Annotated in this window: 8 protein-coding genes and 1 pseudogene; 1 reads left to right on the top strand and 8 read right to left on the bottom strand. The window is 70.9% G+C overall.

The annotated features are described in order from the left end of the window. From IH68_RS0115520 to IH68_RS0115485, 8 genes and pseudogenes are all read right to left on the bottom strand, one after another. A pseudogene (locus IH68_RS0115520) lies at positions 1–496 on the bottom strand (hypothetical protein); the annotation flags it as partial. Positions 497–509: 13 nt separating this feature from the next. After that, entirely contained in the window at positions 510–1,898 is a 1,389-nt protein-coding gene (gene eccD, locus IH68_RS0115515; RefSeq protein WP_051833442.1) for a type VII secretion integral membrane protein EccD, read from the bottom strand. A gap of 268 nt (positions 1,899–2,166) precedes the next feature. After that, a complete protein-coding gene (locus tag IH68_RS0115510; protein ID WP_030934872.1) occupies positions 2,167–3,555 on the bottom strand; it encodes an alpha/beta fold hydrolase in 1,389 nt (462 codons plus the stop codon). A gap of 423 nt (positions 3,556–3,978) precedes the next feature. Continuing rightward, on the bottom strand, positions 3,979–4,368 hold the full coding sequence (gene rbsD / locus IH68_RS0115505) for a D-ribose pyranase (protein ID WP_030934870.1): 390 nt from the start codon (positions 4,366–4,368) through the stop codon (positions 3,979–3,981). Further along, positions 4,365–5,267 (bottom strand): ribokinase, encoded by a 903-nt coding sequence (locus tag IH68_RS0115500; protein WP_030934867.1) that lies wholly within the window; start codon positions 5,265–5,267, stop codon positions 4,365–4,367. Before IH68_RS0115500 ends, rbsD begins: the two co-directional genes overlap by 4 nt. A gap of 132 nt (positions 5,268–5,399) precedes the next feature. Continuing rightward, positions 5,400–7,361 carry a substrate-binding domain-containing protein gene (locus IH68_RS0115495; RefSeq protein ID WP_030934862.1) on the bottom strand — a complete coding sequence of 654 codons (1,962 nt, stop codon included), beginning with the start codon at positions 7,359–7,361 and terminating at the stop codon, positions 5,400–5,402. Continuing rightward, complete coding sequence (locus IH68_RS0115490; RefSeq protein WP_030934859.1) at positions 7,351–8,871, bottom strand: sugar ABC transporter ATP-binding protein; 1,521 nt, start codon at positions 8,869–8,871, stop codon at positions 7,351–7,353. The genes IH68_RS0115495 and IH68_RS0115490 overlap by 11 nt, the downstream gene beginning before the upstream one ends. Then, positions 8,868–9,884 carry a LacI family DNA-binding transcriptional regulator gene (locus IH68_RS0115485; protein ID WP_030934856.1) on the bottom strand — a complete coding sequence of 339 codons (1,017 nt, stop codon included), beginning with the start codon at positions 9,882–9,884 and terminating at the stop codon, positions 8,868–8,870. Before IH68_RS0115485 ends, IH68_RS0115490 begins: the two co-directional genes overlap by 4 nt. A 116-nt stretch (positions 9,885–10,000) precedes the next feature. Here IH68_RS0115485 and IH68_RS0115480 point away from each other — a divergent pair, with 116 nt between their 5' ends. Further along, positions 10,001–12,265, top strand: a complete 2,265-nt coding sequence (locus IH68_RS0115480) for an ATP-dependent RecD-like DNA helicase (RefSeq protein ID WP_030934852.1) — start codon at positions 10,001–10,003, stop codon at positions 12,263–12,265. Positions 12,266–12,403 lie beyond the last annotated feature (138 nt).

Here is a 12,403-nt window from a genome sequence, read left to right as displayed (position 1 = left end):
GGGGAGCAGGGACCGGGACCTGGGGGTGGGGGCCGGATGCGGGCCCGGGGGAGACGGCGGGGTGCGCCGGGACGGCAGTCGTCGGCTCGGGCACGGTGGTGGGTGGGCCGAGCGGCGGGGTGGGGCCGGCCGCGGGGCGCGGGGGCATGGCGGTCGCGGGCGACTGGGGTGAAGCCGGGTCGCCCATGGGGTGTGCGGAGGCGCCGGCCTGCTCGATGTGCTGCGGGGCGGGCGCAGCGGCCGGAGGCATGGGGCCGGCCGAGGGGGCGATCTGCCCTGCGCCGAGGGCCGGCTCCTCGTCTTGCGCCGAGTGCACGAGACGCAGGGTGGGCTCGCCGCCGGGCCCGGGAAGAGCCGGATCCGCTGCTACGACGGCTTCGCCCGAGGGCGCCGAAGCCCGCTGCTGCTCCGCCGGACCGAGCTGGAACAGCGCATCGCGCCGCCAGTCGTCGTCGCCCTCCTGCGACTGATCCCGCTCCTGTTCCCCGTGAACCATGCCGTCCCGTCCCCTAAGCGATGGTGCCGAGCAGCTGCCCGTACACGCCGAAGACCCCGATGAGCAGCGGAAGCAGGGCGATGACACCGACGGACTCCAACAGGTCACCTGCGCGCCGCAGCCGCACCCGGACCTGCTCGGCCGGCCGTACGACGAGCACGGTGAGCGGCAGCACGGCCAGCGTCGCGAGCACGACCAGGGCCGGCCCCGCCGCACCTGACCGCTCCACCCACACCGCCAACAGCCTCACGGCCACCATGGCGGCACCCGCCAGCAGCACCACCACTTCGGCGACCAGCGGAAAAGCCCGTGCCCGCAGGGCCACCACGACCGCGGTGACGGCGGCGAGCAGTACGGTCCACACGCCGTGCCCACGCAGCGCCCACACCCCCGCCAAGGCCGCCGACACGGCGACGGTGACGGTGGCGAGCACCAGCCCACGATGGGCGGCCGCCAGCGCAGCGGACGCCTGGTACCGGGTCACGGAAACCCGACCGGCCCGCCGGTCGTCGAGCCCGGACAGCCCGGAGGCCGTGAGCGCGAGCCTCGGCAGCACACCGAGGGCGACGACGGAGACGACGGCGAGCACCGCCCCAACCCGTGCCTGCTGCCCGGCTGTCCCCGCTCCCGACTGCAAGGCGACGACGCCCTCCCAGCCGAGGACGGTGACGGCGACAGCGCCCGCGCCGACCAGCCCCCCGCGCCCCAACCGAGTGAAGAGCCCCAGCAGTACGAGCGTCACGGCACCCACAGCGGCAAGCGCACCCACGTGCAGCGCACCGGCCCAGTGTTGGTCATCCGCGAGCGTGGAAGCCCCGAGCGCAGCAAGCACCCCGCCCGTGCAGATCAGCGTGCCGGCGATCCCGCCCTGCCGCTCGCCACGCCCCACGAGGGCCCCGACCACAGAGGCGACAGCGGCCACGCCGAGCAACACACCGGCGACGACAGAGGCGTCGTAGGCACTCCGCGCGAAGACCCCGCCCGCACCGGCCCACCCCACGGTCGCCAGCCCGGCGACGACGCGCCGCGCCTCGGGGCCCCACCGCCACGCCCGGCCACCGAGATCCTCGGCGACCTCGTCACCCACGTCGTGCACGACGGGCGCGGACGGACCATCCCCGGCCCGCACGAGCCGCAGCACGGCACCGTCCCGGACCCCGGCGGACTCAAGGCTGCTGTCATGACCGAGCGCGGACCCGTCCGCGGTCACGAGATGCCGCAACTCGGGCCGCTCACCGACCTGGCCGTCCAGCACTCGCAGAATCTCGGGCAACAACACCCCGACGGGCTCCCGCGCAGGCAGTACCAGATCGATACGACGCCGCTCTCCGACCAGGGTGACGTGACTCAGAACAACTGCGGACCCATTGGCCGCCGCACGACTCAAGGCCCCCGCAGACATCACGTAATCGAACCTATCACCGGGTGGAGGACGGCCCGCCGGACGATCCCGGCCCCGCCCGAAGGCTGCACGGAACCTCCGTACGACACGACGAAAAAAATCTGAAGACGCCGTGCAACCCTCTCGGCACCCCGCGGGTCGTACTTGGCATCAGGACTTCTCGGAGGGGGATCTGGGGGGATCGCGGGGGTTCTGATGTTGGAGGGGAAAAGCCGAGGGGGCCCGGTCGACGGACTGGGCCCCCTCGAATTTGTGCGACACCGTTTCTCTACGGGCTGGCGGCGGCCACGCCGCTTTCGTTGACGGTGAACTTTCCGTTCGCGGCGCCGTTGAAGGTCCCGCTCTTGATCCACTCGACCAGCGCCGCCCTGACCGTGGCATGCGGGCCGGCCCACGGTTCGCCGGGGCGCCCGCCGTAGGGCGTTCCGGACGCCGGTGTGCAGCGCGGGCCGGAGCAGCCCTCCATCTGCATCTGATGGCTTGCGCACTGGACCTGTACGAGCACCTTGTTCGTCATCGACGACGGGAGCGCGTTGTAGATGGCGGGCGCGTTGGCCGGCGGCGCGGTGTCGTCGTCGAGACCGTGGAGGACCAGCGTGGGTGGGGTCAGCTGCCCCGCGACGGCAGTGTTCCAGCCGTAGTTGGAGAACGTCGGAGAGCGGTCGAGGCCGGTCGGGTTGCCGGGATCGTCCCCTCCCCAGTTCCGCCCCTCGGTGTCCTGCTCCAGGATCTGCTTCCAGAACTGGTCCTGGCTGCCGGGGATGACACGCCCGGTGCAGACGGCCTCGCGATCCGGCGGCAGCACCGGTGCCGATGGGCGGCGGTTGAGCGTCAGCGGGAACGTGACGAACCCACCCGGGGGCGTCGTCTCCTCGGTCGTTCCACCATAGATCGACGACATGAACACGGCACGGTTGACCTTCGCGATGACGTCGGCGCTTCCGGGGAGGAGCGGGTTGGGGTTGGCTGCGTACAGCGTCCGCCCGACGCGCACCCCACCGAGCGAATAGCCGAGCAGGGTGACCTTGCCGTCCGTCGGCTGCGCCCTCGTGATGGCGTCATCGATGACCTGACGGATATCGCGTACCCAGACGTCCATGCGCGCGAAGCGGTAATGGCTCGAGTGGGCGCGCCTCTGCCCGCCCAGCGGATTGGTGAGCAGCAGGCTCCCCTGCTGATCGAGGGTGAAGATCGGGTTGTGGGTGCGGTCGCACCCCTCGGGGTACGGACAGGTGCCGTCCGCGAGGTAGGGCCTGAGGCTCGCGTTGCCGGGATCGTTCAGGCCCTCGTCGAAGTGCGTCGAGTGGCCGTAGCCGAGCAGGCTCGGGGCGAAGGTGTCGATTCCCGCCCGCGCGAGTCCTTCCTGCAGGCTGAGCGAGCCGCCTTCCGGGGCGGGAGAGCGCAGGTCGAAGGCCGGCGAGGCGGTGACTGTGCGGCCGTGGATCAGCACTGCGGCCCTGTTGGGCACTCCTGGGCATTTGCCGTTCGCGTACACCGGCTGGATGCGATGCACCTGGATCTTCGCCGGCTGCCCGTCGAACTGAGGGTCCGGCATGAGCCCGGGCGGCACCGTGAACCGCAGCCAGTGATCGCGGGCCAGGACGCCGGTCGGAGCTTCGTCGCACTGCTGGACCGACGCCTCGGTGGCAGCGGCCATTGATGTCGTGCCGGAGCCGAAGGCACCCGTGATCAGGCAGACGCACAGCAGGAGCCATCTCGTCCGGGCCCCGGACCGTCCGCCGGTCCACGCCCGTCGCCGGCGGCCCACCGAGGCCGCCGGCGCGCCTGTTCTCCGGAGGATCCCTCTGTGCCGCCGAGTCGTACACGAAGCTGCCATGCCCAAACCCCCTGCCGCTGGACGCGAGTCGAGCCCACTCTCATCAGAGTGCCCAGCAGGCAGTCGGGGAGCGCCCCGCGTACGGAGGCACAGGTGGCACACAGGCGCGCGGCGGCAGCAGCGCTTTCACTCGCGCCCCGTGCAGTGGCCGGCCGCCCATGTTCCCTGCGCGGTCGCACGACTTGGAGCCCTGGACGAGCCCCTGGTTCCTGGCCGGTTACCGGCAGAACTTCTGGAAAGGGGTTAGAAGAACACCCCGCACCGCAGCAGCACATTCGCATACGGCCGCGCTTCCCCCGTCCGTACGACCAGCCGTGCCCCGACCGACAGCTCCTTCAGCCGCTCGTGCGACACCAGCCGCAGCTCGGGAAACACGCTCTCCAGCAGCTGCGCAGCCCCCGGGTTCGCTTTCCGTACCTCGCTCGCCGCCGTCGCCCCCTCCACCACCAGCTCGGCCAGCAGACCGTCCACCACCTCCGCGAAGGACGGCACCCCGGCGCGGAAGGCCAGGTCCACCACCCGCGGGCCCTCCGGTATCGGCATGCCCGCGTCGCACACCAGCACCCCGTCCCCGTGGCCCAACTCGGCCAACGCGCCGGAGAGATGACGGTTCAGGATTCCCGCCTTCTTCACAAGGCGTCGACCTCCTCTGCCGTAGGGAACGACACCTGCGCGCCCTCCTTGGTGACGGCGGCCGCCCCGACCCGGGCCGCGTATGCCGCGGCCTCCGCAAGAGACGCCCCTGACCCGAGCCGATACGCCAGCGCCGCCGTGAACGCGTCGCCCGCACCCGTCGTGTCCACCGCGTCCACCTTCACCGAAGGCACCCGGGTCACCCCGGCCGACGAAGCCACCAGTGCGCCCTCCGCGCCCAGGGTGACCACCACCGAGCGCGGGCCCTTGGAGAGCAGCAGGCGCGCCCAGTCCTCCGGGCGGTCGGAGACATAGGCGTCGCCGAGGACCACCTTGGCCTCGTGCTCGTTGACGATCAGCGGGTCGCAGGCCGCCAGCACCTCGGGCGGCAGCGGCCGCGGCGGGGACGGGTTCAGCACGAAGCGGTTGTCCGGCGCCAGATTCCGTACGACCTCCACAACCGACTCCAGCGGGATCTCCAGCTGGGTCGAGACCACTCGCGAGGCCAGGAACAGGCTCGCGGCGGTCCGGACGTCCTGCGGGGTCAGCCGGCCGTTCGCGCCCGGCGACACCACGATGCTGTTGTCCCCGGAAGGGTCGACGGTGATGAGCGCGACCCCTGTCGGCGCCCCGCCCACCAGCACCCCTACCGTGTCGACTCCGGCCGCCCGCTGCGAGTCGAGGAGCAGCCTGCCGTACGCGTCGTCGCCGACCCGGGCCAGCAGGACCGTACGGGCCCCGAGACGGGCGGCGGCGACGGCCTGGTTCGCGCCCTTGCCGCCCGGGTGGACGGCCAGGTCCGAGCCGAGCACCGTCTCGCCGGCGCCCGGCCGCCGCTCGACGCCGATCACCAGGTCGGCGTTGGCGGATCCCACGACCAGCAGGTCGTAGTCGTACATCAAATGACTCCCCTGAGAGATGATGAGAGATGACGTGTGGCGGGCCGTCGTCACCACCGGGCACCATCCGAGCAACCCCCGGCACCCTGGCGGCAACGACCGCCCGCCCGTTCCCCTTTGCCGGTCGCCTCGTCAGCCGCTGAAGCCGGCCACGTTCTCCTTCGTGACCACCTTCACCGGCACCATCACCGACTTCGTGACCGTTTTGCCCTCGGCGACCTTCACTGCGTTCTGTACCGCGATTCTGCCGAGTTCCGTCGGCTGCTGGGCCACCGACGCGTAAAGGGTGCCCGTCTTGACGGCGCTGAGGCCGTCCGGGGTGCCGTCGAATCCGATGACCGCGACCGACTTGCCGGCCTTGCCGCCCAGGGACTTGATCGCGCCGAGGGCCATCTCGTCGTTCTCCGCGAAGACGCCGTCGATGTCGGGGTGGGCCTGCAGGAGGTTCGTCATGACGTCGAGGCCCTTGGTGCGGTCCCAGTCCGCGGGCTGCTCGGCGACGACCTTGATGCCCGGGTAGGCCTTGAGACCCTCGGTGAAGCCCGCGCCGCGCTCGCGGCTGGCGGAGGTGCCCGCCTGGCCCTGCAGGACCACGATGGTGCCCTTGCCGCCGAGCCTGTCCGCGAGGGACTTGGCGGCGAGCCTGCCGCCGGTGACGTTGTCGGAGGCGACCAGCGCGGCGGTGTCCGCGTTGTTGACGGCACGGTCGACGGCGACGAGCGGGATGCCCGACTTGTTCACGGCCTTCGCCGCCGGCGTCACCGCGTCGGAGTCCACCGCGTTGACGATGACGGTGCCGAGGCCCTCGCTGGTGAAGTTCTGCAGCTGGTTGGCCTGCTGGGAGGCGTCGTTCTGCGCGTCGGTGACGGTCAGGTCGACGCCCAGCTTCTTCGCCTCCTGCTGCGCTCCGGCGCGGATCTGCACGAAGAAGGGGTTGTTGAGGGTCGACAGGGCCAGCCCGATCTTCTGGTCCTTCGCCGCCGACGAACCGCTGTGCAGGAAGGACATGGCTCCGACGACGGCAGCCGCGACCACGGCAGCGAGCACGTACGTCGAGGCCTGCCTGCCCTTGCCTGCGCCCGACGTACCGGCAGCACCGGCCGCCACGGGAGTCGCCCCCGCCTTGCGCCGCACCGTGTCGAGCAGCACCGCCAGCGCGATCACGACGCCGATGACGACCTGCTGCCAGAAGGCGGACACGGAAAGGAGGTTGAGGCCGTTGCGCAGCACCGCCAGGATCAGCGCTCCGATCAGCGTGCCGGACGCCTTGCCGGTACCGCCGGCCAGTGAGGCGCCGCCGATGACGACCGCCGCGATCGCGTCCAGCTCGTAGCCCTGGGCGGCCTGCGGCTGCGCGGAGGACAGCCGGGCGGCGAGCACGATGCCCGCGGCCGCCGCGAACAGCCCGGAGAAGGCGTAGATCGCGAGCTTCTGCCTCTTCACCCGCAGGCCGGACAGGCGGGCTGCCTCCTCGTTGCCGCCGATCGCGTACATCGACCGGCCGATGTACGTCCGGCCCAGCACGAACGCCGTGATCAGACCCATGACGACCATGACCAGCACCGGGACCGGCAGCCACCCGCCGAGCGTGTCGCCGAGGTGCGAGACCGAGCCGGGGAAGGCGATGGGGGAGCCCTGCGAGATCACCAGCGACAGGCCGCGGCCCACCGACAGCATGGCGAGCGTCGCGATGAACGGCGGCAGCTTGCCGTACGAGATCAGGAAGCCGTTGACCAGCCCGCACGCGATGCCCGTCGCGACCGCCAGAAGCACGGCGACGGCCACCGGCAGGCCCTGCGAAGTCGCGCTCCAGGCAAGCACGGTGGCGGACAGGGCGGCCACCGAGCCCACCGACAGGTCGATGCCCGCCGAGACGATCACGAAGGTGACACCGAAGGCGAGGATGGCGGTGACGGCCGCCTGGACGCCGACGTTCAGCAGGTTGTCCGCCGTCATGAAGTCGCCGGACAGCGCCGACATCGCGACGACGAGGACGATCAGCGCGGTCAGCGCGCCGTTGTCGAGCAGGAGGCGGCGCAGGCCGCCCGCGGCGCCACTCGCGCCCGTCGTGCTCTTGAGCGTGTCAGTGGCCACGGGAGGCCTCCGTTTCGTGCGTAGGTGTGCTTACGGCGAGCGCCATCACGGCGTCCTGGGTGGCCTCGTCGGCCGCGAGTTCGCCCGCGATCCGGCCCTGGGCCATCACCAGCACCCGGTCGCTCATGCCGAGGACCTCCGGGAGATCGCTGGAGATCATCAGTACGGCGGCGCCCGCGGCCGTGAGTTCGTTGATCAGCTGGTAGATCTCGACCTTGGCGCCGACGTCGATGCCGCGCGTCGGCTCGTCGAGGATCAGCACCTTGGTGTCGGCGAGGAGCCACTTGCCGATGACCACCTTCTGCTGGTTGCCGCCGGACAAGGTCCGTACGTGCTGGCCGAGTCCGGCCATCCGCACGCCGAGCTGCCCGGCGACCCGGGCGGCGGCCTCGCGCTGACTCTTCAGATCGACAAGCCCCGCGCGCGTGGCCTTCCGCAGCGTCACCAGGCCGAGGTTCTCCTCGACCGACGCATCCAGGACCAGGCCCTGGCCCTTGCGGTCCTCGGGGATCAGACCGATGCCGGCCGCCATGGCGGCGTTGACGTCGCCCCGCCGCACCTCGGCCCCGGCGACCTTCACGGCGCCCGTGTCGTACGGATCGGCGCCGAAGACGGCCCGCACGACCTCCGTACGGCCCGCTCCGACGAGGCCCGCGATGCCGACGACCTCACCGGCGTGCACCTGGAAACCGACGTCGTGGAAGACGCCGTCCCGCGTGAGTCCCTCCACGGTCAGCAACGCGGCGCCCGCATCGGCCCGTTCCCGCGGATACTGCTGCTCGATCGAACGGCCCACCATGAGGCGTACGAGCTCGTCCTCGGGGGTGGCGGCGGGGACCTGCCCGACCGACTTGCCGTCGCGGATCACCGTCACCCGGTCGCCCAGGGCGGCGATCTCCTCCAGGTGATGCGTGATGAAGACGATCCCGACGCCGTCCTCGCGCAGCTTGCGCACGATCGCGAAGAGCTTCTCGACCTCCTCGGAGGTGAGCACGGCGGTCGGCTCGTCCATGATCAGCACGCGCGCGTCCAGGCTCAGTGCCTTCGCGATCTCGACCATCTGGAGGCGCGCGATGCCGAGTTCGCGGACACGCGCGCGTGGCGACACATTGACGCCGACACGCTTCAGCAGGACCTCGGCATCGGCCTCCATCGTCTTCCGGTCGATCATCCCGAAGCGGCGCGGCTGCCGCCCCAGGAAGATGTTCTCGGCGACCGTGAGGTCGGGTACGAGGTTGAACTCCTGGTGGATGGTGGCGATCCCGAGGCGCTCGGAGTCCTGCGCACCATGGATGCGCACCTCCTCGCCGCCGACCAGGATCCGCCCGGCGTCGGGGGTGTAGGCACCGGAGAGCATCTTGATCAGCGTGCTCTTGCCCGCGCCGTTCTCACCGAGCAGCACATGCACCTCGCCCCGGCGCAGGTCGAAGTCGACGCCGTCCAGCGCGACCACGCCCGGGAAGGTCTTCCGTATGCCCTCGATGCGCAGCAACTCGTCCGGGTTGCTCACAAGTGGCTCCTGTTCTCAGCGGGGTTCTCGCCGCACGAGCGGCGTACGACGAGACGGGCGGCGAGGGTGACGGACCGCGCGGGCCGCCCCTCGATGCGGTCGACCAGGGCCCGCACGGCGGCCCGGCCCAGCTCGCCCGTGGGCTGGGCGACCGCGGTGATCGGCGGATCGGTGTGCACGAACCACGGGATGTCGTCGAAGGCGGCCAGCGCGAGGTCCTCGGGAACGTGCAGCCCACGCGCGCGTACGGCGTCCAGCGCGCCGAGCGCCATCAGGTTGTCGGCGGCGAACACGACCTCGGGCGGCTCGGGCAGGTCGAGGAAGCCCTCGGTGACCCGCCGCCCGCTCTCGGCCTGGAAGTCGCCCTGCCCGATGTAGGCCCCGGGGAGTTCGAGCCCGTACGCACCGAGCGCCTCCCGGAAGGCCTCCACGCGCTCCCGTCCGGTGGTGGTGGCCGCGGGGCCCGCGATGATGGCGAGCCTGCGATGCCCCAGCCCGTGCAGATGCGCGACGAGATCGCGCACGGCGGCCCGCCCGTCCGCCCGCACCACCGGCACGTCGACGCCCGGGATCCACCGGTCCACGAACACCATCGGCGTCCCGGCGCGCGCGGCGTCCAGCATCAGCGGCGAGCCGCCGTCGGTGGGGGAGACCAGCAGTCCGTCGATGCGGCGGTCCAGCAGGTTCCGCACGTGGTGGTCCTGCAGGTCGGGCCGCTCGTCGGCGTTGCCGATGATGACGCTGTAGCCGAGCGCACGGGCCTCCTCCTCGACGGAGCGGGCCAGTTCGGTGAAGTAGGGGTTCATCACGTCGCTGATGACCAGGCCGAGGGTGTGGGTCTGGTCGGTGCGCAGGGAACGGGCGACGGCGTTCGGGCGGTAGCCCAGCGCCTCGACGGCGGCCAGCACGCGCGTGCGTGCGTCCGCGCTGACCGACGGATGGTCGTTCAGGACGCGCGACACCGTGGCGACGGAGACGCCCGCCTCGGCAGCGACGTCCTTGATGCTCGCCATCGCCGCTCCACCTCCTCGTGGAATCGATTACACGGAGGATTGGAATCGATTCCACGAGAGGTGGCAATACCTCGAGACAGGATCGTGATGTCAGACCCCGGCTGTAGCGTCGGATCATGTCCAATCAGGCGGGGAGCTCCACACAGCCGGACGAACGGCGACTGGCCGTACTGGAGGGCGTCCTGGAGCGGATCACGTACGCCAACGAGGAGAACGGCTACACGGTCGCCCGGGTCGACACCGGCAGAGGAGCCGGCGACCTCCTCACGGTCGTCGGCGCGCTGCTCGGTGCCCAGGTCGGCGAATCACTGCGCATGGAGGGCCGTTGGGGCTCCCACCCCCAGTACGGCAAGCAGTTCACGGTGGAGAACTACACGACGCTGCTCCCGGCCACCGTCCAGGGCATCCGCCGCTACCTCGGCTCGGGGCTCGTCAAGGGCATCGGCCCCGTCTTCGCCGACCGCATCACCCAGCACTTCGGTCTGGACACCCTGCAGATCATCGAGGAGGAGCCGAAGCGCCTCATCGAGGTCCCCGGCCTAGGCCCCAAGCGCACCAGGAAGATCGCCGAGGCCTGGGAGGAACAGAAGGCGATCAAGGAGGTCATGCTCTTCCTCCAGACCGTCGAGGTGTCCACCTCCATCGCCGTGCGCATCTACAAGAAGTACGGCGACGCCTCGATCTCCGTCGTCAAGAACCAGCCGTACCGCCTCGCGGCCGACGTCTGGGGCATCGGATTCCTCACCGCCGACAAGATCGCCCAGTCCGTCGGCATCCCGCACGACAGCCCGGAGCGCGTCAAGGCAGGCCTGCAGTACGCGCTGTCGCAGGCCACCGACCAGGGCAACTGCTACCTCCCCGAGGAGCAGTTGATCGCCGACGCGGTGAAGCTGCTCCAGGTCGACACGGGCCTGGTCATCGAGTGCCTCGCCGAACTCGCCCAGCCGCCCGAGGACGGCGAGGACCCCGGTGTCGTACGGGAGAAGGTGCCCGGCCCGGACGGCGGGGACCCGGTGACGGCCGTGTACCTCGTCCCCTTCCACCGCGCCGAACTCTCCCTCTCCGCCCAGCTGCTGCGCCTGCTGCGCACCGACGAGGACCGGATGCCCGGCTTCCACGACGTGGCCTGGGACAAGGCGCTGGCCTGGCTGAAGGACCGTACGGGCGCCGACCTCGCGCCCGAGCAGGAGGCCGCCGTCAAGCTGGCGCTGACCAAGAAGGTTGCCGTGCTGACCGGCGGCCCCGGCTGCGGCAAGTCCTTCACGGTCCGCTCGATCGTGGAGCTGGCCCGCGCCAGGAAGGCGAAGGTGGTCCTGGCCGCCCCCACGGGCCGCGCCGCCAAACGCCTGGCCGAGCTCACCGGAGCCGAGGCCTCCACCGTCCACCGCCTCCTGGAGCTGAAGCCCGGCGGTGACGCGGCGTACGACAAGGACCGCCCGCTCGACGCCGACCTGGTGGTCGTCGACGAGGCCTCCATGCTGGACCTGCTGCTCGCCAACAAGCTGGTGAAGGCGGTCCCGCCGGGCGCCCACCTCCTCTTCGTCGGGGACGTCGACCAACTGCCCAGCGTGGGCGCGGGCGAGGTGCTGCGCGACCTGCTCGCCGACGGCAGCCCGATCCCCGCCGTGCGCCTCACGCGCGTGTTCCGCCAGGCCCAGCAGTCGGGCGTGGTGACGAACGCGCACCGGATCAACTCCGGGCATCACCCGGTCACCGACGGCATGAAGGACTTCTTCCTCTTCGTCGAGGACGACACGGAGGAGGCGGGGCGGCTCACCGTGGATGTGGTCGCCCGTCGGATTCCGGCCAAGTTCGGGCTCGACCCGCGCCGGGACGTGCAGGTCCTCGCGCCCATGCACCGCGGCCCGGCCGGCGCCGGCACGCTCAACGGTCTGCTCCAGCAGGCCATCACCCCGGGCCGCCCGGACGTGCCGGAGAAGCGGTTCGGCGGCCGGGTCTTCCGGGTCGGCGACAAGGTCACCCAGATTCGCAACAATTACGAGAAGGGCAAGAACGGTGTCTTCAACGGCACCGTCGGCGTGGTCACCTCGCTCGACCCGGTCGACCAGCGCCTGACGGTGCTGACGGACGAGGACGAGGAGGTTCCGTACGAGTTCGACGAACTGGACGAGCTGGCCCACGCGTACGCGGTCACCATTCACCGCTCCCAGGGGAGTGAATATCCCGCCGTGGTGATCCCGGTCACCACCGGAGCCTGGATGATGCTGCAGCGGAACCTGCTGTACACGGCGGTGACCCGGGCCAAGAAGCTGGTCGTCCTGGTCGGTTCGCGCAAGGCGATCGGTCAGGCGGTGCGCACGGTGTCGGCGGGGCGGCGCTGCACGGCACTGGACTTCCGGCTCTCCCCGAGACCCCTGTGAGAGCCCCCGTGACCACTGTGCGGCCCCTCCGGGGCGGGTTTGAGACAGGCATCACGAAAAATGATCGATCAAATGAGTCGTGAAGGTCACATAGCACTTCCGGATGGGGAATCAAGGGGGCAGGATGAGCAAGTTGGC

It is taken from the genome of Streptomyces sp. NRRL S-646, from assembly GCF_000720765.1.
Lineage (GTDB): Bacteria > Actinomycetota > Actinomycetes > Streptomycetales > Streptomycetaceae > Streptomyces.
The sequence above is the reverse complement of the archived record's forward strand: the minus strand, read 5'-3'. Positions and strand labels throughout refer to the sequence as shown.

What these genes read in the sequence shown, in the direction of transcription:
- eccD (WP_051833442.1), bottom strand. Translation starts at nt 1,898, where the DNA reads ATGTCTGCGGGGGCCTTGAGTCGTGCGGCGGCCAATGGGTCCGCAGTT.
- IH68_RS0115510 (WP_030934872.1), bottom strand. Translation starts at nt 3,555, where the DNA reads ATGGCCGCTGCCACCGAGGCGTCGGTCCAGCAGTGCGACGAAGCTCCG.
- IH68_RS0115500 (WP_030934867.1), bottom strand. Translation starts at nt 5,267, where the DNA reads ATGTACGACTACGACCTGCTGGTCGTGGGATCCGCCAACGCCGACCTG.
- IH68_RS0115485 (WP_030934856.1), bottom strand. Translation starts at nt 9,884, where the DNA reads ATGGCGAGCATCAAGGACGTCGCTGCCGAGGCGGGCGTCTCCGTCGCC.
- IH68_RS0115480 (WP_030934852.1), top strand. Translation starts at nt 10,001, where the DNA reads ATGTCCAATCAGGCGGGGAGCTCCACACAGCCGGACGAACGGCGACTG.